The 20,405-nt window shown below is 51.6% G+C and carries 15 protein-coding genes; 7 read left to right on the forward strand and 8 right to left on the reverse strand.

What is annotated here, in order from left to right; translation table 11 throughout:
- Positions 1–41: 41 nt before the first annotated feature.
- Complete coding sequence (locus B3729_RS24015; protein ID WP_409567400.1) at positions 42–2,339, reverse strand: helicase C-terminal domain-containing protein; 2,298 nt, start codon at positions 2,337–2,339, stop codon at positions 42–44.
- Complete coding sequence (locus B3729_RS24020; protein ID WP_286789191.1) at positions 2,318–3,991, reverse strand: VRR-NUC domain-containing protein; 1,674 nt, start codon at positions 3,989–3,991, stop codon at positions 2,318–2,320. Before B3729_RS24020 ends, B3729_RS24015 begins: the two co-directional genes overlap by 22 nt.
- Positions 3,992–4,354: 363 nt before the next feature.
- Here B3729_RS24020 and B3729_RS24025 point away from each other — a divergent pair, with 363 nt between their 5' ends.
- Together B3729_RS24025 and mnmC are read left to right on the forward strand one after the other, a co-directional pair.
- Positions 4,355–4,561, forward strand: a complete 207-nt coding sequence (locus tag B3729_RS24025; RefSeq protein ID WP_010797657.1) for a DUF6316 family protein — start codon at positions 4,355–4,357, stop codon at positions 4,559–4,561.
- Between the two features lie 70 nt (positions 4,562–4,631).
- A complete protein-coding gene (mnmC, locus tag B3729_RS24030) occupies positions 4,632–6,596 on the forward strand; it encodes a bifunctional tRNA (5-methylaminomethyl-2-thiouridine)(34)-methyltransferase MnmD/FAD-dependent 5-carboxymethylaminomethyl-2-thiouridine(34) oxidoreductase MnmC (protein WP_286789192.1) in 1,965 nt (654 codons plus the stop codon).
- An 8-nt stretch (positions 6,597–6,604) separates the two neighbouring features.
- On the opposite strand, the gene B3729_RS24035 is transcribed toward mnmC, so the two are convergent.
- Positions 6,605–7,429, reverse strand: a complete 825-nt coding sequence (locus B3729_RS24035; RefSeq protein ID WP_286789193.1) for an aldo/keto reductase — start codon at positions 7,427–7,429, stop codon at positions 6,605–6,607.
- Positions 7,426–7,902 carry a VOC family protein gene (locus B3729_RS24040; RefSeq protein ID WP_074827544.1) on the reverse strand — a complete coding sequence of 159 codons (477 nt, stop codon included), beginning with the start codon at positions 7,900–7,902 and terminating at the stop codon, positions 7,426–7,428. Before B3729_RS24040 ends, B3729_RS24035 begins: the two co-directional genes overlap by 4 nt.
- 183 nt (positions 7,903–8,085) lie before the next feature.
- On the opposite strand from B3729_RS24040, the gene B3729_RS24045 reads away from it, so the two are divergent.
- On the forward strand, positions 8,086–9,081 hold the full coding sequence (locus B3729_RS24045; RefSeq protein ID WP_286789194.1) for a DctP family TRAP transporter solute-binding subunit: 996 nt from the start codon (positions 8,086–8,088) through the stop codon (positions 9,079–9,081).
- Between the two features lie 287 nt (positions 9,082–9,368).
- On the opposite strand, the gene B3729_RS24055 is transcribed toward B3729_RS24045, so the two are convergent.
- The 4 genes from B3729_RS24055 to B3729_RS24070 all read right to left on the reverse strand — a co-directional run bounded on the left by B3729_RS24055 (position 9,369) and on the right by B3729_RS24070 (position 14,796).
- Entirely contained in the window at positions 9,369–9,542 is a 174-nt protein-coding gene (locus tag B3729_RS24055; protein ID WP_167517249.1) for a hypothetical protein, read from the reverse strand.
- Between the two features lie 219 nt (positions 9,543–9,761).
- On the reverse strand, positions 9,762–11,246 hold the full coding sequence (putP, locus tag B3729_RS24060) for a sodium/proline symporter PutP (RefSeq protein WP_010797651.1): 1,485 nt from the start codon (positions 11,244–11,246) through the stop codon (positions 9,762–9,764).
- Positions 11,247–11,780: 534 nt separating this feature from the next.
- Positions 11,781–14,135: a putative bifunctional diguanylate cyclase/phosphodiesterase gene (locus tag B3729_RS24065; RefSeq protein ID WP_286789195.1), complete on the reverse strand. Its 2,355-nt coding sequence runs from the start codon at positions 14,133–14,135 to the stop codon at positions 11,781–11,783.
- Entirely contained in the window at positions 14,119–14,796 is a 678-nt protein-coding gene (locus B3729_RS24070) for a methylamine utilization protein (protein ID WP_286789196.1), read from the reverse strand. Before B3729_RS24070 ends, B3729_RS24065 begins: the two co-directional genes overlap by 17 nt.
- 877 nt (positions 14,797–15,673) lie before the next feature.
- Between B3729_RS24070 and lon the strand changes: the two genes are divergently transcribed.
- The 4 genes from lon to cmoB all read left to right on the forward strand — a co-directional run bounded on the left by lon (position 15,674) and on the right by cmoB (position 20,313).
- A complete protein-coding gene (gene lon / locus B3729_RS24075; protein WP_074827555.1) occupies positions 15,674–18,061 on the forward strand; it encodes an endopeptidase La in 2,388 nt (795 codons plus the stop codon).
- Between the two features lie 95 nt (positions 18,062–18,156).
- Positions 18,157–18,558, forward strand: coding sequence for a protease inhibitor I42 family protein (locus B3729_RS24080; protein WP_074827557.1), 402 nt, complete (start codon positions 18,157–18,159; stop codon positions 18,556–18,558).
- Positions 18,559–18,607: 49 nt separating this feature from the next.
- Entirely contained in the window at positions 18,608–19,348 is a 741-nt protein-coding gene (gene cmoA / locus B3729_RS24085) for a carboxy-S-adenosyl-L-methionine synthase CmoA (RefSeq protein ID WP_074827558.1), read from the forward strand.
- Positions 19,345–20,313, forward strand: a complete 969-nt coding sequence (cmoB, locus tag B3729_RS24090; RefSeq protein ID WP_197873049.1) for a tRNA 5-methoxyuridine(34)/uridine 5-oxyacetic acid(34) synthase CmoB — start codon at positions 19,345–19,347, stop codon at positions 20,311–20,313. The genes cmoA and cmoB overlap by 4 nt, the downstream gene beginning before the upstream one ends.
- Positions 20,314–20,405 lie beyond the last annotated feature (92 nt).

The following is a 20,405-nucleotide window of genomic DNA, read 5'->3' on the forward strand; positions in this document are numbered from 1 at the left end:
CCCTACTACCGCCTCTCCAGCCTACGCTTTTTCCTTCAGACTTATTTCTGGTTAACGCTGTAAGGCCATCGAAAGGTCTGCGCCTTCCACCACTCAGGCAATAGCCGTCTGACCTTGGACTGAGCAAAACGGTCATCAATCAGGTACAGCACACCACGATCAGAGGTTGTCCTTATGACGCGACCTGCTGCCTGAATGACCTTATGCATACCTGGATAAAAGTAGGCATAGTCATAACCAGTACCAAATTGTCGGTCGAGCTTCGTCCTGATTTGTTCATTGGCAGGATTGATCTGAGGAAGGCCAAGTGTTGCGATAAAAGCTCCTATCAGCCGCTGCCCTGGCAAATCGACACCCTCGCCAAAACTCCCCCCTAGTACTACGAAACCAACACCGCTGCTGGTGTTTGTAAACCGTTGCAGAAACTGGACCCTGTCTGCCTCATTCATCTGCCGTGCCTGGAGCCAAAGCGGAATGTCCGGGAAAAGATTGGAAAATAACGATGCAGTCTTTTCGAGATAGTCGAAGCTACTAAAGAAAGCCAGATAATTTCCTGGCTCCTGTCTGTACTGCCAAGCCATTAACTCTGCAATGGGCCGCAGGGATTGCTCTCGGTGCTGATAACGCGTCGAAATGTTGTCTACGAGGCGAACCGATAACTGTTCAGCCGCAAACGGGGACTTTACGTTAACCCAAGGTGTACCCGCTGCAAGCCCAAGCGTATCCCGCAAGAAGTGAGGCGGACTTAAGGTCGCGGAAAAAAGAATAGCGGCATGGGTTGCGTTGAATCGCGGGCCGATAAAAGGTGCCGGGACTACATTCCGTATGGTTACAACGGACTGTTGCACGGCTGGTTTACGTGACAGCTCATTTTTTTTCAGTAATTCGAACAGTGAGTGCTCACCAAAACTTTCAGCCATCCGAACGAATTGAATTGCATCAAAATAGAAACGCTGAAGCGTAGCATCCAGTGGAGCCAGCGTCTCGTTAAGCAGGTCGTTTATAGCTGAAATCGCTTTTTGCAGCGCGGATAACAACTTCGCGGGAATTTCGTCGTATGCCTGATAGGTTGAGGGTTGTACCTTGATTAAGGCATTCCAGCAACGATTGATCCGATCCAGTGGCTGCTTCAGCCCTGGAGGTCTTTCTTTGCGAAGTGACGCTACTACAGCATGATCCAGAGAGGCGGTATACATCCCCCGCGCACGCTCCAATAGATTATGAGCTTCATCAACGAGGATTCCGATCCGCCATTGACTCTGCTCCTTTAAGGCAAAAAGCATAGCGCTGCTGTCAAAGTAGTAGTTGTAATCCCCTACAATGACATCGCACCAGCGCGCCATCTCCTGACTCAGGTAATAGGGACAAACCTGCCACCCAAGCGCTATGGTGCGTAGCGAGTCATGATCCAGTACCTTTTCCTTCAAGGCGGCTTGCCGGGCTTGGGGCAAACGGTCATAGAACCCCTTGGCCAGAGGACAGGATTCACCATGGCATGCTTTATCCGTGTGTTCACATGCCTTGTCGCGTGCCCTCAGCTCCAGAATACGCAGCGAAAGCTCTGGTGCGGCCTGGGTGATAGCGCCCATCGCATTGAAAGCCAACTGCCGACCAGAATTCTTTGCGGTAAGAAAAAAGACCTTGTCCAGATTTTGCCGTGGCATAGCCTTGAGCAATGGAAACAAGGTGCCAATGGTTTTGCCTATCCCCGTGGGCGCCTGGATCATGAGGCTACAGCCTACGTGGGCCGCTTTATAGACAGCCTCGGCAAGATCACGCTGCCCCGTACGAAAGGAGGCATGTGGAAAGGGTAACGCCTCCAGGTAACGCTGGCGGTGCTCGCGATGAGTCAGTTCCTGCTCAGCCCAGTCCAGAAACAGGCTGCACTGCCGTTCGAAGTACTCTTTAAGCACTCCAGATGTAAACCGCTCAAGCAGAGTAGTTTCCTTCTGACTGCCTACATCAAAATACACCAACGCCAGCTCGAGCTCATGAAGCGACAATTTTTGGCATAACAGCCATCCATATATCTTCGCTTGCGCCCAATGCAGGTGACGATGATTGGGCGGCATGTGAGTCAGGTCACCCCGGTAAGTTTTTATTTCCTCGAGCCGGTTCAGCTCCGGGTCGTATCCATCGGCCCGCCCTTTGATGCGAAGATGCCTGTACTCACCCTCCAGCGCTACCTCCCGCTGGTAAGACTGCTTTCGACGCGAGGTAACGATGCCATGTCCTTGAATGCCCTCAAGGGCTGTCGGTGATGGCGTGAAACGTAGATCAAGGTCTCCCTGCTTAGCAACAAACTCACACAGAGCCCTTACAGCAACGCTGTACTGCACGCAACAGACTCCTCCCATTGCACATAACACACACATACCGGCATTTCATGAGCCATACAGTAATCCAACCAGCGAACCTGATTATCTTGGAGACGATCGCCCGGCCCCTTCACTTCGATCATGCGGTACCGTCGCTCGTGGGGCCAGAACTGGATCAAGTCTGGAAATCCTGTCCGGTTGACCTTTACATCTTGAAGTATTCGCTCGAACCACACGCGTAAATGCTGGGGAGGCAAGCACTGCAATGCTAGCTCCAATACTTCTGCCGTTACGGCTCCCCATGCAATAAAAGGGGCCTGGATACCCTGCTTTTCCAGGAAGTTGCGTTTGATGGTTTCCTTATAACAACCATTTTCGAGCTGAGACAGGCATGCTTCAAATTGCTGTGCACGCCTGGTTGCGAATTGCGGCATATGAATGTCGGCAGGAGCGCGATGAAAAGGATGAAAGAAGGCTCCAGGCAAAGGAACAAAAATTGCGTCCCAGCATAAAAGACCAAGTAGCGCATTGATCAGGATATTTTCAACATAAAAGACCGGCGCATCAGGTTCCGACAGATGCTCTTGAACACATAACTCAACGGGACGACAAGCATCCAGACGATGTAACGTCAGGTCGATACGCTCAACGCAGCGTTCGATGCGCTTGGGCAACTTGGGCATACTCAGCTTACGCCGCAGCCGGGGTAACATACGGGCCAATAGCTGGGCTTCACTGTCACTTTCTGGAGCTCGCTCTGCCTGGCAGGCCAGTTCGAAAGCGGCTTTATACTGCTCGGTTTTTTCGAGTACACGGATAGCGCGAATTCTTGCGCCAGGATGCCGGCAACTCTGATAGAGATCCAGGGCGGCAGTAAAGTTACCCTGCTGTTCACAGCAGTAGGCAACCTCATAAGTCAGTTTACCTCTGCGTGCCTCCAGCCAATCATTATCTAACGGTAATCTGGGGAGCACATCTAGAATGTCGTCCAATGCAGTTCCGTCACGAAAGCGCTCACGACAGTCATACAGTGCTACGTAATCATCGATGTCTTTGCGGACACGGAAGCCTCGTGATGAATCAAAAAATTCCACCTTTTCATAACGGAAAATTCCGAGATCCGATAAGACGAACTCGCTCCAGTCCTGATGTAAATTACCGAAAAACATAAGCCTTAATCGGTCACATATGTTTGTGACGGTAATTTCATAGACGCGGTCATCCAGCGAGCTGCACCATACCGTCAGCAGCCTCGGATCATTAAAGTCAGCCTTGAGCATTTCAAGCTGCTCTGACTTCTTTAAAGATGAGCGAGATAACTGCTCAGGAAAGACCTGAGCCAATTCTGCCTTTTTCAGTAACCCGAACAGTTGCTCTAGAGAAAGTACTGGCCTATCCGATACCCAGCCCAGCTCAACCAGTGGCAACACTGCTTGATGGGGGCAGCCAATCTCCTGGTAGCACAGCTTGCTGCCTCGGAACAGCGCCCCTTTGCGCATGACCATTCTAACCAACAGGGCCTGCGAGGCTTTAGGAAGCGAAGGAAAAACCTGGAGAAACACCCTCTCCGTCTCATTCAGAAGATCACTGTAACGCTCGCTGGTCCAGGCCAGTACCGTGTGGAAATTATTCAGGTAATAAAACGGATCTTCCAGAATTCGAGTAGCGTGCATGGAGGGTCACAGTACCGCTACGGGCCTTAACAAAAGAAACCCGTTTTTGCGTAGTTGAATGAAGGAGGTCTTTCGAGCACAGGGTGGATGTATATACAGATAACAGCGAGGCGACTACCAATCAACCGTGTCTGGATGAATGGATGCAACAGATACCTAAAAACTGAACTCTAATGTTCAGTGGTTATATCTCAAGCTTTTCAGGTAGCGAATTATCACCTACACCTTTAGTGATACGACTCGCGCTGTAACCCTGCCATTCTGGAAACGCTTGGCAATATATCCATAGCCAAAATAGTTGACGGTAAAGCAAACCAACGCTGTTTTGCGCGGTCAGAAAGTAAATCGGTTCGGAGATCAGTCATGTTTGGTAAGCGCACTGAAGATAGTACTTCAGCCACTCATTTTCGCAGCGAGCGCATTAGCTGGGTTAATGGCAATTATTTCTTCACAACGCGAGAAGGTACGCTCGAAGGACCTTTTTTTACCCGTGAAGAGGCCGAGCACCAAATCGGACGGTATATCTCCAGAATGACCCAGGCCGCTGAAATTCAAAAGCGAGCTGGCTAATTCCTCTAAAATCTCGCGTTCGGATCGGCTAGACTTGCGCTTTGCTTGGCCCAAATAAGCAGTGCAGTCGATGTCAGATACCTTTCACGCTGAGTTGGACTGGGACGATCAGGGTCAACCGATCTCCCGCTCCTTTGGCGATGTCTATTTTTCCAAGGCGAGTGGCCTTGAAGAAACCCGTTACGTTTTTCTGGCTCAAAATGAGCTCCCACGTCGTTTCGCCGAGCTTCATGCAGGTGAGGTCTTTACGATTGGTGAGACAGGGTTTGGAACGGGACTCAATTTTCTTTGTGCCTGGCGGCTCTTTACACAGACAGCACCCGCTGAGGCAAGGCTGCACTTCGTTAGCGTTGAAAAATTCCCGCTGAGTGCTTCAGACCTGAAAAAAGCGCTGGCCCTTTGGCCTGAATTAGTGGATTACGCCGACGCTCTGTTGGCTCAATACATTGCCGTACATGCTGGCTTTCAGCGTTTCTCCTTAGATGATGGCCGAGTTACGCTAACGCTTTTGGTAGGTGATGCACTCAATTGTCTGCCGGAGCTGGATGCTCGGTGCAATGCCTGGTTTCTTGACGGATTTGCTCCAGCCAAGAACCCGGACATGTGGACAAGCGCTCTGTTTGGGCAACTAGCCCGGCTGTCGGCTGATGATGCAACACTCGCTACCTTTACATGTGCCGGATTTGTTCGCCGCGGCCTGATAGAGGCGGGCTTTGCAATGAAGAAAGTACAAGGTTTTGGACATAAGCGGGAAATGCTCAAAGGCAGTCTTGTGGCGCCGGTACCTGGCTCTGCCAAACCATGGTTTGAGCGGCCGCCGCTCCATATTGGCCCTAGAACAGCCATAGTAATAGGTGCAGGGCTGGCAGGCGCTTCGACAGCGGCCAGTCTCGCAATGCGCGGTTGGCAGGTAACGGTTCTGGAGCGCCATGCAACTTCTGCAGCAGAGGCGTCTGGCAATCTGCAAGGCGTTCTATACCTTAAACTCTCCCCTCACTTCACACCGCTTACCCGCTTAGCCTTAAGCGGTTTTGGCTATACCCGTCGTCTGCTGGAGGGTCTGGACAAAACATTGAACTGGGATGGGTGCGGTACGATACAACTGGCTACTGACCCTGCCGAGGACAAACGTCAGCAGCAACTGGCAGAACGGTTGCCATCAGCTTTACTGCGCCGAGTCAGTGCTGATGAAGCCTCAAAGCTTTCTGGAATTGAGCTTTCCCAAGGGGGAGTTCACTTTCCGGAGTCGGGCTGGGTTCATCCACCTGCGCTCTGTCGATTTTTACTGCAGCATCCCAATATCACGCTGATGACCCATCAGGAGGCTATTCGGCTCGAGTGTCACCACACCCAATGGAAGGTGTACGGCAACGAAGCACTTTTAGCTCAAGCGTCTGTTGTTGTGGTGGCCAGCGCGACCGAGACGGCAACACTGATAGAGAACGCCCAACTACCACTCAAACGTATTCGTGGACAGATAACTCATTTGCCAGCGACACGCGCAAGCCAGGCACTGCAATGCGTAGTTTGCGCTGAAGGGTACATTGCTCCTTCACGGAATCGTCTCCATACACTGGGAGCCAGCTTCGACTTCAAGCGTGACGATCTTGAGCTGTGCACTGAAGAACATAAAGGTAATCTTGCATTACTTAATGCCCTCTCACCCGTGCTGGCCAAGGCACTTGGCGCCGATCAACTGGATCCAGCAACACTGGAAGGACGGGCTGCGTTTCGCTGTACGACCCCTGACTATCTTCCAGTCGTGGGCCCGATAGCTGATGCTGCCGCCTTTGCGCATACTTATTCCATTCTCGGCAAAGATGCTCGGCAAGTACCGGAGAGTCCGGTACCTTGGCTGAATAACCTGTTTGTCAACGCAGGACACGGTTCTCGCGGCCTGATCACCGCGCCACTTTCCGGCGAGCTGTTGGCGGCTTGGTTGAACAATGAGCCACTGCCATTACCTCGTGCCGTAGCAGAGGCCTGTCACCCCAACCGGTTTCCTCTGAGAGCCGTTATCAGGGGCCAAACCTGATGACATACTCATACCATCGCTAACCGCTGCCTTCGCTGGGGCGGAGGAAACGCCGCGTCAAGTAATGCCAGATCGTGCTCCGATAGTTGAAGCGTCGCAGATTTGGCATTTTGCTCGATATGATCAAGCCCGACGGCCTTGGGTATGGCGATCACCCCAGGCTGTCGAAGCACCCAAGCCAACGCTACCTGAGCCGGTGTAACCTCAAGTCGCTCCGCGACGGCCAGAAGAGCTGGATGCTGGAGCATGCCGCCACCCTGCCCTACCGGACAATAAGCCATAAGAGGCATTTGCTGCCGTTGGCACCAAGGCAGGAGGTCAAATTCAATGCCTCGCTCCTCCAGGTTATACAGGACCTGATTCGCGGCACAGCGATCGTCCGCGAGGTCAAGCATATCGTCCACGTCAAAATTCGACACGCCCCAATGCAGAATCTTGCCTTGTTCTCGCAGCGTCTCGAATGCTTCTACCGTTTCGCTCAGCGGTGTTCTTCCCCGCCAATGCAAAAGATACAAGTCGATACGATCTGTACGCAGACGACTGAGGCTGCGATCGCATGCCTGCAAAACACCCTCGCGATTCGCATTGTGGGGATAGACTTTGCTGACTAGGAAAATACTGTCACGCTGACCTTGAATGGCTTCGCCAACGACATGTTCAGCACCTCCTTCGGCATACATTTCAGCCGTGTCGATCAAGGTCATACCCAGCTCGATCCCACGGCGTAGAGCGCGTATCTCTCTTTCGCGCGCTGATGCCTGTTCACCCATATGCCAAGTACCCTGGCCAAGCGCAGGGACAGTTGTGCCGTCAGGTAAACGAACCGTTTTCATGACGTGTACCCTTCGGTGGCATACCCGTTACCCGATGTTTTGGCAGGCTTATCCCTCCACGGATTAAAACTGCCAAAGCTCCAGAGATGCCCTTCACGGTCCCGGCAAGTAAAGGAACGGCCTCCATAAGGCGCCTCACGGATATCAATGATCACATCGGCACCCGATGCCTTGGCACGCTCGCATAAGACATCAGGTTCATCGGTTACCAGATACACTCCTTGAGTCACGCCTCTGGCCTGTTCCGGCTGGACCATATAAGCATCCACATCGTTATGCAGCACGGACGTTACGATGAGCATTCCCTGTCCATAAACAAGCTGTGCATATTCGATACTGCCGTCTTCATTCGAGATCAGGCTTTTTACCTCGAACCCAAACGTCAGGCGCAACCAGTCAATGGCAGCGGGAGCGTCGTGGTAGCGAAGGTAGGGAATGGCAAAGCCATGTGCCGCCGAAGGGGTAGAAGTCATGAACGATCCTCCTGAAGTCTATTGAACTTAGACGCCGTGTTTGTCTTGCGTTCTGTCAAAAGGTCGGAATGACCATACGTCGCCTGCCTGTCGGCACTCGATTGAGACGGATCTCACTGATAAAGTGGCGCCCCCGCCAAACCTGGAACTGGCAATTACTTGATGCGCCTCAAGGACTTCTACATGTACCGCTCTCTTTCCAAACTCCTGGTATGCACGCTCACCATGCTTTCTCCTGTAATAAGCATGGCAGCCGACCCTATCGTTATCCGTTTCTCGCATGTTGCCGCGCCAGATACGCCTAAAGGCCAGGGTGCGCTACTGTTTCAGAAGAAGGTAGAGGAACAGCTGGGAGGGACCATCAAGGTAGAGGTATACCCCAACTCATCCTTGTATGGCGATAAGGAAGAAATTCAGGCGCTTCAAGATAGCAAGGTAGAAATGCTGGCAGTGGCATTGGCCAAACTGGGTACTTATTCACCCAAACTGAAGCTGTTTGACCTACCCTTCCTGTTTGACAGCCAGGCCGCACTGGATCGGTTCCAAAGCAAGCCAACCGGACAACAGCTGCTCCTGTCCATGGAAAAGCAGAACATCGCAGGGCTGGCTTACTGGCATAACGGAATGAAGCAGCTTTCCGCTCAGAAGCCGCTGCGTGAGCCGGAAGACATGCGAGGCCTAAAGGTTCGCATTCAGGATTCGGACGTCCTTGAGTCTCAATTCCAGTCGTTGGGTGCTACGCCCGTCAAGCTGTCGTTCAGCAAGGTAAACCAGGCACTTGCTGACGGGACCATCAACGCGGCAGAAAACCCTTGGACCAACCTTTATAGCAAGCATCTTTACGAGCAGCAGCGCTATATCACTGAGAGCAACCATGGCTCTCTGGACTACATGCTCATTACCAACGCCAGCTTCTGGCGCCAGATTCCTTTTAACGTTCGCATCAAGCTGGAAACTATTCTTGGCGAAGTGACCTATGAGGTGAATCGACAGGCAGACGCACTCAATCAGAAAGACAAGGCCAAGATCGTGAGTGCTGGTAACAATGAAGTCATCACGTTAACCAATGATCAGCGTCAGCGCTGGAGAGCAGCCATGCAACCTGTATGGCAGCACTTCGAGAAACAGATCGGGCAGGACTTGATCAAGGCCGCCCTGCACACCAACGAGACGCCTTGACCTGATAAATACTGCTTCCTCAGGACCGTGGGGAAGCAGTTACCCTGTCCCATCGCTGTAACGGCTTCTCTCCAGACTGCTGACAGCCGATATCTCGAAACGGCCCTGCCAGTCGTTCCCATCCATCGCCGGGCGATGTCCTCTGACATACCACCTGCCCGTTGAACTTGCTACGCCATTTGAAGAAAGGTGCAGGCGCTGCGGCTACGCTTAGGCTCACAATCAGCAACAAGCCTGTTGTCCAGCGGCTATGTCGAAAAAGCCATGGCATGATTATTCTCCGAACACTATTGGATAAATACTTGACCGATAACCATCGGTTGAGCAAATGACGTACCAGGTTTGACGCTACAAAGCAGCGATAAAAAAGCCGGAGCAATTGCTCCGGCTTTTTTACGGACGGCCATGCCCTTGTTCAAATCCTGGCCCTGGCCCACCGGAACCTCTATGGTGACCTCCATGAGGCCCCCACCATCCACAGCAGCCGCTCAGCAGCAAACTGACCGCTAAAGTAGTCGCTAGCAAAACACGATGACGCATGGTTTACCTCGTGAGTCGATCAGCTTATTTAAAGGCTCCTCCTCAAAGGAGCCTTTAAAGCTAACACTACCCGGCACATCGTTCTTTCTCGAACGACTTTACCCCTGCTCACCATTCTTTACGCTTAGCTGACATTTCTCTCAGCTATTGCGGTATTCCTGCTCCGCGACCTCGAAGCGCTGCTTCATTGATGCGCTCGGAGCGCTACCCAGTCGGCTGAATACAACAATAGCTAGGCTCGCAAGAATAAAGCCAGGCACAATTTCATACAGGCCAAGCCATCCCAGCTGCTTCCAGACCACCACAGTCACAGCACCAACGATCATGCCGGCCAATGCACCGTTACGTGTCATTCCCTTCCATAGGAGCGAGAAGAGGACAACCGGACCAAAGGCTGCACCAAAACCTGCCCAGGCGTAGGAGACCAGTCCCAATACGCGGTTTTCAGGATTGGAAGCGATTGCGATCGCAATGACTGCAATCAGAAGAACCATGAGACGTCCCACCCACACCAACTCTTTCTGGGATGCGTGCTTGCGAAGGAAAGCCTTATAGAAGTCCTCAGTCAACGCACTTGAGCAGACCAGAAGCTGGCAGCTTAGTGTACTCATGACAGCTGCCAGAATGGCTGACAGCAGAACACCGGCCACCCATGGATTGAACAGCAGCTTCGCCAGCTCGATGAAAACCCGCTCAGGGTTTTCTGTCACTGCGCCAGCCTGCTCAGGATGCGCGGCAAAATAAGCAATTCCAAAGAAGCCTACACCCACCGCACCCGCCAGACACAGAATCATCCAGGTCATACCGATTCGACGTGCTGAGCGCATTGACTTGACCGAATCTGCAGCCATGAAGCGTGCCAGGATATGAGGCTGGCCAAAATAACCCAGTCCCCAGGCCAGTAATGAAATAACGCCAACGAAGGTAGCCCCTTTGAAAAGGTCGAAATGGGCGGGGTTTACGCTTTCGATGGCAGCAAATGCTGGCTCAAGACCACCTGTGGCATTGAGTATCATGACTGGCGCCAGAATCAAGGCGAAGATCATGAGCGTAGCCTGCACAGTATCCGTCCAGCTTACTGCCAGAAAGCCACCTACAAAGGTATAGAGAATGGTCGCCAGTGCACCCGCCCACAAGGCTGTCCCATACGAGAGGCCAAAGGTGCTTTCAAACAGACGAGCCCCAGCCACAATACCGGAAGCACAGTAGATGGTGAAAAAAACCAGGATGATGATTGCCGAGAAAATACGCAGGACACGACTGTGATCCTCAAAGCGATGCGTAAAATAGTCTGGCAGTGTCAGAGCATTATTGTTGTGCTCGGTATGGACACGTAGCCGACCTGCAACCAGAAGCCAATTCAGCCAGGCACCTGCTATCAGGCCAATGGCAATCCAGCTTTCAGAAATACCGGCGAGAAAAATAGCGCCTGGCAGGCCCATCAACAGCCAGCCGCTCATGTCCGAAGCACCGGCGGACAACGCTGTCACTACACTACCGAGGCTTCTTCCCCCCAAGATGTAATCGTCGAAGTTTTTTGTAGATCGCCATGCCAGAAAGCCGATCAGGACCATGGCAGCGATATAGATCAGGAAAGTGATCAACGTTGGAGTATTGACGCTCATTATTCCCTCATTATTTGTTGTTGTGGGATCAATTACTCATCGCTCCCACGTTGGCAGAGGGCGACGCACATGCCGTCACCGTTGGGCAACCCATCAGGTATGCACCAGACAGAGTTCCATTCTGTCTTCTGGAACTACCAGTTTCCTGGCGTGTTTGGATCAAACTAGGTATTACCTTGGGCTACCAGACGACAAAAGCGTCATCAGACGAAGTGCAACCGCAGCCGGATGAACATTCTACGGAATTGGCAAACAAGTTGGGATAGCCACTGACAATCAAAAACGCTTCCTGAAACAAGGTCTTAACCTTCTATGTCAGCAGGATTGATTGAGCGACGAAAGAGACAGGTGCAACCGATTGGTTGCGCCTCACACGCTTATCATTGATGAATAATGTCTTTGCGCATAGGCGAAAGACGCGCAAGTAATCTGTTTTACGTCGGAACAGGGTAGCCAGCAGACACCCATCATTCGTCCAAGCGGGTCGGAAGCTCATGACAAGCAGTATCGCGACCACGGCGATCTATGAGCGCGTCACAGTGCTAGCGCCTCAACAGGGGTCTGAACACGGCGGTCATTCATCCAATGTTCAAACGCCTGCGCCGGCAGCGGACGACTGATCAGGTAACCCTGCACCATGTCGCAGCCCCATAGCGTCAACAACTCCAGCGCCTGAGCATATTCCACACCTTCGGCAACAACCTTCATATCAAGGTTATGCCCCATATCGATAGTGGAGCGAACAATCACAGCGTCCTCGCTGTTATCACTCAGGTCGCGAATAAACGACTGATCGATCTTCAACTCGCTTACCGGCAGACGTTTCAAGTGAGCCAATGAGGCATAGCCGGTGCCATAGTCATCTACGGACAGACTGATACCCTGATCCCGGAGACGTTGCAGAATGCTTACTGCTCGCTCAGGATCCTGCATGATGGCACTTTCCGTTACCTCCAGAACAAGCTGGTCTGCTCGTACAGTCGAACCTTTAAGTAGTCGCTCCAAACGATTGGGGAGATCGCCATCAACCAAGTCGGCAGCGGATATATTGAGAGACACTCGTGCAGTAAGGCCTTGCTCGTTCCACTCTTCCAACTGCCGAAACACCTCCTCGACTACCCAAATCGTCAATAGGGTGATGCTGCCGGTACGCTCAGCCAACGGGATAAATTCCCCAGGCGATACCATACCGAACTGAGTATGCTGCCAACGTAGAAGCGCCTCAGCCATGAAAGGCCCCCGTCCATCCAGACTCAGCTTGGGCTGATAATGCAAGAGCAGTTCACCCCTTGAGCCTGCATGCTGAAGATCTCTGATAAGACTGATCTGACGATAATAAGCATCATCCCGACCATTCTCGTAAAGCTGCAGACGCCCGGCCTGGCTGCCTGCGTCCCGCATTGCAATACTGGCCCGCAGGAGCAACTCATGGGCCTCATGACCATCCTGAGGGTAGCAAGCCACTCCTACGCGGCAGCTCATCTTGAATTCGTTCAGCCCTACAGCAATAGGCAAAGCAATTGCCTGCTGAATTTCTTCAGCGGCTGCCAGAGCAGTATCAGGCGTACCTGGATTGAGCAGCAGCAGGAACTCGTCGCCAACCAGACGAGAAACACAATCTCCATTTCCTACACGACGTTTAAGTCGATCTGCAATGGTTTGCAGAACCACATCTCCACCTGCAGTGCCACTGCTCTGATTGACCTCTCGAAAACGCTCAAGCCCCAGATACATGACCGCAACAGACTGTTCCCCCGCAATGGCGTGAGACAGTCGCTCCATGGCCAACGCCCGATTGGGAAGCCCTGTAAGCGCATCATGAAGTGCGTTATGGCTCAATTGCCGCTCTCGTTCGGCGATTCCGATCCGCATGGTGTCAAGTGTGCTGGCTAACCGGCCAAACTCATCACTTCGCGCCAGGGCAATTGGCGTGGTGTAATCGCCGTTACCGATCCGCTGGGTAGCAGCCGCCAATCGTCGAACAGGCTCAGCAACCCCTCTTGCAATAAGTAAAGCCAGACCCAGCGCCAGGACAAGCGTCAGTACGGCTATCCAGAACAACTGATGCATCAGAGGAGAAAACGCTTTCATAGCTTCGTCGAGCGGGCGATGCAGAAAAGCGGATACCTTGAAGGTATCGGCATCAGTTAACGTCAGCCGCTCCGTCAGATAGTTACGACCATCCAATCTGAGCGGCAACGGTTTGCCTAGCCTGAGTTCATTGGCCGGATGGCTTAGCAGTTCGTCAGCGGCTTGATCCGAAAGGGTACTGATCGGCTCACCTGGAACGCCCCCCTCTTGCGCAATAAAAGACACATCCAGGCCGCTTAGCGAGCGCAATTCGCCCGCCAGGCTCTGATCCATGGCAAAGCCCATTACCACGCGCGCAACTGGTAGAGGAGCAAGTACAGGAGCCTCTACCATCAGATGCGGAACACGTTGCAGGGAAACGATACGCATCGCTTGATCAGTCGCACCGTCTACCTGGACCTTATTACCCTCGCGAAATATCGACCCAACTGTATAGAGCGAAACGGTACTACTGATTACCCTTCCCGTCAGGTCAAGCAGCAACACCTCATCCGCCTTGATCCGAGCGCCATAATTAGCTAGCGCTGAAGTTATTGTTAGCCCATCTCCAGAAGCGACAGCTCCTTTGAAAGCAAAATCGGATGTCAGAACCTGTACCGTGTCATGCAGTTGCCGTCCGCGCATTTCCACAAGACGCTCGAATACCCGAGCGCCGGTATTGAGCTGTGAAAGCGACTCAGCCCGTACAGATGATTGGGTAGCAGCCTTTACGGCAAAATAAACCGTTCCGATGGTTAGCAACGCCAGGATGAACATGGCGCTAGCGATGCGCGCCTGAAAGCTATTTCGCAGCGTCATCGGCAGCGCTCCGAAAGGCTTGCTCCAACGCACTCGGCGCCGGCTCTGAGGGTTCATTATCAGGCGTTATCTCAATAGCGTATCGAGCTGTGCCCGCAGTGGCCGATACAATCAGATCCCCTCCATGAGGCAGCTGTCTGGCCTTTGCAAAGGGGTGCCATAAAGAGACATGGTACTTGCCGGGTGGCAAATCGAACGTTATTTCACCTTTTTCGTTACTGACAGCAAACCATGGGTCATCGGTAATAACGATATAACCCACCATCCAATCATGAATATTGCAACCCAACACAACAACGCCTGGTCTGTCGAAAGTTACTGGATCAGCTGGAATGCCGTGATAAAGAGGCAAGTCGAATCGCTTGGCAGGTGAAAAGGAATACACCTGATGACGAACATTATCACTAATAGGGAAACTGACCTGCGTTCCGGTATGAACCGCCAGTACATGCGGTACATAACGACGTTCCCGTTGATACATGACCGAAGGCTGGAGCACAGCAGGATTAGTGCCTCCGCTTAACGTAACAACCGCATCCGTTGACGGATTATCCTGTCCCTCGATAACTGCGATATGCACTTGAGTGGCCCATACCGGAACAGAGAGCGCCATAAGCCCACCGGTTAGCCACCGCGCTATACGCATCATAGATGAAGACATGAGGTTATCCTTCGAACACGGCTTGGCAATTACCTACTCGTCCTTATCGGCACAGTGTCGGGATAGTTGAGGCGCTATGATGTTTGTAACGGAATCTAGCGCTCTCTAGACAAGGCGAAGCCCAATAGGCAGGAAACGCCGCATCTGGCCGCTACTCGCCTGAAGGGTATCTCCGTCTCGCTCAGCAGATGGAGCGTCTAACCCAGGCGAGCCTTCAACAGCTATCAATACGGCGTCATGCCTGTAACGTCCTAAACTGGATATGGAAATGACTAGGCTCAGCGAGACTTGACAGGCTAATTCGCCATCGTGATTCGGCGATCAAGGTGAACACTTAAATAGTACTCAATCGCCTCAAAATCCAACGCCCCGGCAATGGAAATGATCACTTATCGATCTAAAGGGCATAAAGCGCCTGAAGCAGGCCCGTCAACAGAGCTTTGGAAAGAGGCTGGTCATTGCCGTAACGAGAACAGTTCTTCACAGGCGTAATACAACATGTGTTGAAAACTGGGTCCGGCGCAGGATAACGCGCTAAAACACGCAACCTTTCCATGACATCAGAAACGTTTTCCGTCATGTCATCTTCATCAAGATAGACAATCAACGTCTGGTTATCGCCTAACCTTGCAAAAGCATAAACACGTTCGCCAAGAGCAGTGCAGGCTTGCAGGCGGCACGCTCTCTACCTCGCCCTTACAGAGATAATAGCCAAGCAAACAACATAGGACGGAGCCAGTTTGTTTATGTGCACTTACTCAAATGAAGCGCACTTGCCTATTTATCTGCGGTCAAGTCTAGAGTAGCCATCGACCACATTGAAAAGCTTCAAAGCCCTCCCCATGTTGGTCGCAAATAGTCATTCTAAGGTAAGTCAATGAGCGATCAGGAACATACTCCCGAAATCATCAGTGGCGACGGTTCAAAGACCGGCCTTGCACTGCCTGGACAAAATCTTCCCGACAAGCTTTACATCATTCCCATCCATAACCGGCCTTTTTTCCCAGCGCAGGTATTGCCTGTTATTGTGAATGAAGAGCCTTGGGCCGAAACGTTGGAGCTGGTGGCCAAAACCGATCATCACTGTCTGGCATTGTTCTATATGGACAATCCTCCCGAGGATGGAAACAGCTTCGACCCTGATAACCTGCCAGAGCACGGCACACTGGTTCGTATCCATCATGCCAGTCGGGAAAACGGCAAGCTGCAATTCGTAGCGCAGGGGCTTTCACGCGTCAGGATCAGCGGTTGGCTGAGACGTAAGCACCCTTACCTTGTTGAAGTTGAGCATGCCAAGACTCCGACTGACCCAAGCGATGAGGTCAAGGCATATGGCATGGCGCTGATCAATGCCATCAAGGAGCTGCTTCCGCTCAATCCACTCTATAGCGAAGAGCTAAAGAACTATCTCAACCGCTTCAGCCCCAACGACCCCTCGCCTTTAACAGATTTCGCTGCCGCCCTGACAACTGCACCAGGCCAGGAACTGCAGCAGGTTTTGGATACCGTCCCGATCCTTAAGCGCATGGAGAAGGTTTTGCCATTGCTGCGTAAAGAGGTTGAGGTCGGACGCCTGCAGAAAGAACTGTCTGCTGAGGTCAACCGAAAAATCAATGAGCGGCAACGAGAGTTCTTCCTTCGAGAGCAGCTCAAACTGATCCAGCAAGAGCTGGGTATAACGAAAGATGATCGCAGCAGCGATCTAGAAAGCTTCAGGCAGCGCCTGGAGGGCAAAGTTCTGCCGGAACCGGTACGTAAACGCATCGACGACGAACTTAATAAGCTGTCTATCCTTGAAACCGGCTCGCCTGAATATGGTGTCACGCGCAACTATCTGGATTGGGCAACCGATTTACCCTGGGGTATTCAGGGCAAGGACAATCTTGATCTGAAACGTGCACGCAAGGTACTGGATCGTCACCATGCCGGTCTTGATGACATCAAAAGTCGCATTCTTGAGTTTCTGGCTGTTGGCGCTTTCAAAGGAGAAGTATCTGGCTCTATCGTGCTACTGGTAGGCCCCCCCGGCGTAGGTAAAACCAGTATCGGCAAGTCAATTGCTGAATCACTGGGCCGCCCCTTCTATCGCTTCAGCGTAGGCGGTATGCGAGACGAAGCAGAGATTAAGGGGCATCGTCGCACTTATATCGGAGCCATGCCGGGCAAGCTTGTTCAAGCTTTACGTGATGTGAAAGTAATGAATCCAGTCATTATGCTGGATGAAATAGACAAGATGGGAGCCAGCTATCAAGGTGACCCTGCATCTGCCTTGCTGGAAACGCTGGACCCTGAACAGAATGTAGATTTCCTGGATCACTATCTGGATCTGCGGCTAGACCTATCTAATGTATTGTTCGTATGCACCGCAAACACCATGGACTCCATTCCTGGGCCTCTTCTGGACCGCATGGAAGTCATTCGCCTCTCAGGTTATATCTCGGAAGAAAAGCAAGCGATTGCCAAACGCCACTTGTGGCCCAAGCAATTGGAAAAAGCCGGTGTGCCTAAAGAGCGCCTGATCATCAGCGACAGTGCGTTGAAAAGTATCGTTGAAGGCTATGCTCGAGAGGCTGGCGTACGCCAACTTGAAAAACAGTTGGGTAAGTTGGTGCGTAAGGCTGTTCTAAGGCTCATTGAGGAACCTGAGCTCCGAATAAAGGTTGGGGCGAGTGACATCGAAAGTTATCTAGGGAAGCCTGTTTTCCGTAAGGAACAGGTTCTAAACGGCGTAGGCATTATCACCGGCCTGGCTTGGACCAGCATGGGAGGCGCTACCTTACCTGTAGAAGCTACGCGCATTCATACCTTAAACCGTGGATTCAAACTGACCGGTCAATTGGGCGAGGTCATGAAAGAGTCTGCTGAAATTGCATACAGCTACGTTACCTCCCACCTGAAGGAATTCAAGGGAGATCCTACGTTCTTCGACCAAGCCTTTGTACATCTGCATGTTCCAGAGGGTGCTACTCCTAAAGACGGACCAAGTGCCGGTATTACCATGGCCAGCGCCTTGTTATCTCTGGCACGAAATCAGGCACCCAAGAAAAACGTAGCCATGACAGGCGAGCTGACTTTAACTGGCCAGGTTTTGCCCATCGGTGGCGTCAGGGAAAAAGTTATCGCAGCACGTCGGCAGAAAATATTTGAGCTTATTTTGCCAGACGCCAACAAAGGAGACTTCGAAGAGCTTCCTGAGTACTTGAAGGAGGGGCTGACTGTCCACTTTGCAAAGCGTTTTGCAGATGTAGCCAAAATCCTTTTTTAATCCATTAGCAAGGGCAGTTTGTGTACAAGCTTGCCCTTGCCTACCTTAACTTCGTTATCCTTGCAGCCGGTTGAAGAGTTTGGTTGGAGATACGAATGTTAAAATCAGCTACGCTTTGCGCTTTATTGACAACGCTGCTAATGACCGGCTGTGCAAGCAGCCCCGAGCATACCGTCGCAATCAACGAGCGCACGCGCTGTAAACCTCTTTTACTAACACAAGGTCAAGAGCTACACCTCTCACTTCCCAGCGACCCTACAACAGGCTATAGATGGAAGCTCGAAAACACGGTTCCTTCCGTGCTGAAAAGCCTAGGGCCTGAGGTATTTTCATCCTCTGACGAGAGCGAAGATGGAATAGGCTCGGCAGGAATATCTTCCTGGCGCTTCCAAGCGATTCAATCAGGAGCGACTGAGCTTAAGCTGCAATATCAGCAGCCATGGGACGCAGATAGCGCTCCCGAAAAGGCCTTTACTTGTCGTATCGAAGTAAAATAGCCACTCGCCGCTCGGCTACACCATTTACATTTTCTAGTGGTACCTCTTAATGAGTGAGCAGGACCGTTTATTTGCCAAGCCACAGGCTACTGTTGCCGACTTCGCGTTTAACGAAGATGTCGTTCGGGTCTTCCCCGACATGATCAAGCGTTCAGTACCAGGCTATCCCACTATCGTCGAAAATATAGGCGTTATTGCTGCACAATTCGCTCAGCCTAATACGATTCTCTATGATCTAGGCTGCTCGCTAGGTGCAGTATCCCAGTCGCTGAGACGGCACGTTCAGAGTGAATCAACAAAGGTTGTTGCGGTTGATAATTCAGCGGCCATGATTGAGCGTTGCCGTGAATACATGTCTGCGCAAAGCTCAATGTATGAGCAACTGCTACCTATTGATATTGTTGAAACGGATATCCTTTCGCTGGATTTTCAGCCCGCGTCAGTAGTGGCTTTGAATTTTACTTTGCAGTTTATCGCCCCTGAAAAACGCCTAGGCCTGTTGCGTAAAATTCACAGTACCCTTCACCCAAAGGGCGCTTTGCTTCTATCGGAAAAGATCAGATTTGAATCTCAGGAAGAGCAAGTACTGCTTAACGACCTTCACATTGCATTTAAGCGAGCTAACGGCTACAGCGAAATGGAAATCGCTCAAAAGCGTAGCGCTTTGGAGAATGTCATGATGATTGACTCCATTGAAGCACATCGTGCGCGCTTGAAAGAGGCTGGCTTTAGCTCGGTTATCCCTTGGTTTCAATGCTTCAACTTCGCTTCATTTATAGCTCTTCCATGATCAATACACTAAATATTGAAGGCCTTGCCAATCGCTTGGGTGAAGGCCCCTTAGAAAAGTGGTTAGCCAGTCTGCCACCTGCGATTGCAGCAAAGCTTGAAAAAGGTCATGGCGACCTCGCGAGATGGCAAACGGCTCTCAAGACCCTGCCTGACTTAAAACCCGATTCGATTGTTTTAAAGGATAGGTTTTGTCTAGAAAAGCCTTTAGACGTTGAGACTCAACAAACCTTAAAAAACGCGCTACTTCAATTATCACCATGGCGCAAAGGCCCTTTCGATGTCTTCGGTATTCACATCGACACAGAATGGCGTTCCGACTGGAAGTGGGAGCGCGTGTCCAAACACTTGGATCTGAACAATAAGGTTGTCTTGGATGTAGGTTGCGGGAACGGCTATTACGCATGGCGCATGGTAGGTGCCGGCGCTCATACAGTAATCGGGATTGATCCTAACTGGCTCTTTTTATGTCAGTTTATGGCCATGAAAAAGTATTTGCCCGATATTCCAGTTTGGAGTCTTCCTCTAACGCTTGAAGAGCTTCCCTCTTCTCTCAACGGGTTCGATACCGTCTTCTCGATGGGCGTGCTTTACCATAGACGCTCGCCTATTGATCATCTTCTAGCACTGAAAGAATGTCTGCGCTCATCAGGTGAATTAGTACTCGAGACATTAGTTGTAGAAGGAAACGAGCAGACTGTACTGATACCAGAAGATCGTTATGCTCAAATGAGAAATGTCTGGTTCCTGCCCTCGCCTGCAGCATTAGAACTATGGCTGCGTCGGGCGGGATTCAAAAATATAAGACTGGCGGATATTAGCAGAACCTCTATTCAGGAGCAGCGCTCTACTGAATGGATGAAATTTCAATCTTTGCCCGACTTTCTTGACACTACTGATATGAGCCGCACTATAGAAGGTCTTCCGGCCCCACTGCGTGCCACATTCATAGCCGAAAAGCCATAGAAAGCTTTTGTATAGCAGCTGTCTATACGGCTGCTTATCGCCTTACCAAATTAGCCAGTAGGCCACGCAGGAAAGCCCATCGCCTTTATTTC

Source organism: Pseudomonas sp. UBA3149 (genome assembly GCF_002364655.1).
GTDB classification, from domain to species: Bacteria; Pseudomonadota; Gammaproteobacteria; order Pseudomonadales; family Pseudomonadaceae; genus Chryseomonas; species Chryseomonas luteola.

Excerpts from the sequence above, each read along its gene's own strand:
- B3729_RS24025 (WP_010797657.1), top strand. The coding sequence starts at position 4,355 with ATGTTTGGTAAGCGCACTGAAGATAGTACTTCAGCCACTCATTTTCGC.
- B3729_RS24080 (WP_074827557.1), top strand. The coding sequence starts at position 18,157 with ATGTTAAAATCAGCTACGCTTTGCGCTTTATTGACAACGCTGCTAATG.
- cmoA (WP_074827558.1), top strand. The coding sequence starts at position 18,608 with ATGAGTGAGCAGGACCGTTTATTTGCCAAGCCACAGGCTACTGTTGCC.
- B3729_RS24045 (WP_286789194.1), top strand. The coding sequence starts at position 8,086 with ATGTACCGCTCTCTTTCCAAACTCCTGGTATGCACGCTCACCATGCTT.
- B3729_RS24055 (WP_167517249.1), bottom strand. The coding sequence starts at position 9,542 with ATGGAGGTCACCATAGAGGTTCCGGTGGGCCAGGGCCAGGATTTGAAC.
- B3729_RS24035 (WP_286789193.1), bottom strand. The coding sequence starts at position 7,429 with ATGAAAACGGTTCGTTTACCTGACGGCACAACTGTCCCTGCGCTTGGC.
- cmoB (WP_197873049.1), top strand. The coding sequence starts at position 19,345 with ATGATCAATACACTAAATATTGAAGGCCTTGCCAATCGCTTGGGTGAA.
- B3729_RS24020 (WP_286789191.1), bottom strand. The coding sequence starts at position 3,991 with ATGCACGCTACTCGAATTCTGGAAGATCCGTTTTATTACCTGAATAAT.
- B3729_RS24070 (WP_286789196.1), bottom strand. The coding sequence starts at position 14,796 with ATGTCTTCATCTATGATGCGTATAGCGCGGTGGCTAACCGGTGGGCTT.
- mnmC (WP_286789192.1), top strand. The coding sequence starts at position 4,632 with ATGTCAGATACCTTTCACGCTGAGTTGGACTGGGACGATCAGGGTCAA.
- B3729_RS24065 (WP_286789195.1), bottom strand. The coding sequence starts at position 14,135 with ATGACGCTGCGAAATAGCTTTCAGGCGCGCATCGCTAGCGCCATGTTC.
- lon (WP_074827555.1), top strand. The coding sequence starts at position 15,674 with ATGAGCGATCAGGAACATACTCCCGAAATCATCAGTGGCGACGGTTCA.
- putP (WP_010797651.1), bottom strand. The coding sequence starts at position 11,246 with ATGAGCGTCAATACTCCAACGTTGATCACTTTCCTGATCTATATCGCT.
- B3729_RS24040 (WP_074827544.1), bottom strand. The coding sequence starts at position 7,902 with ATGACTTCTACCCCTTCGGCGGCACATGGCTTTGCCATTCCCTACCTT.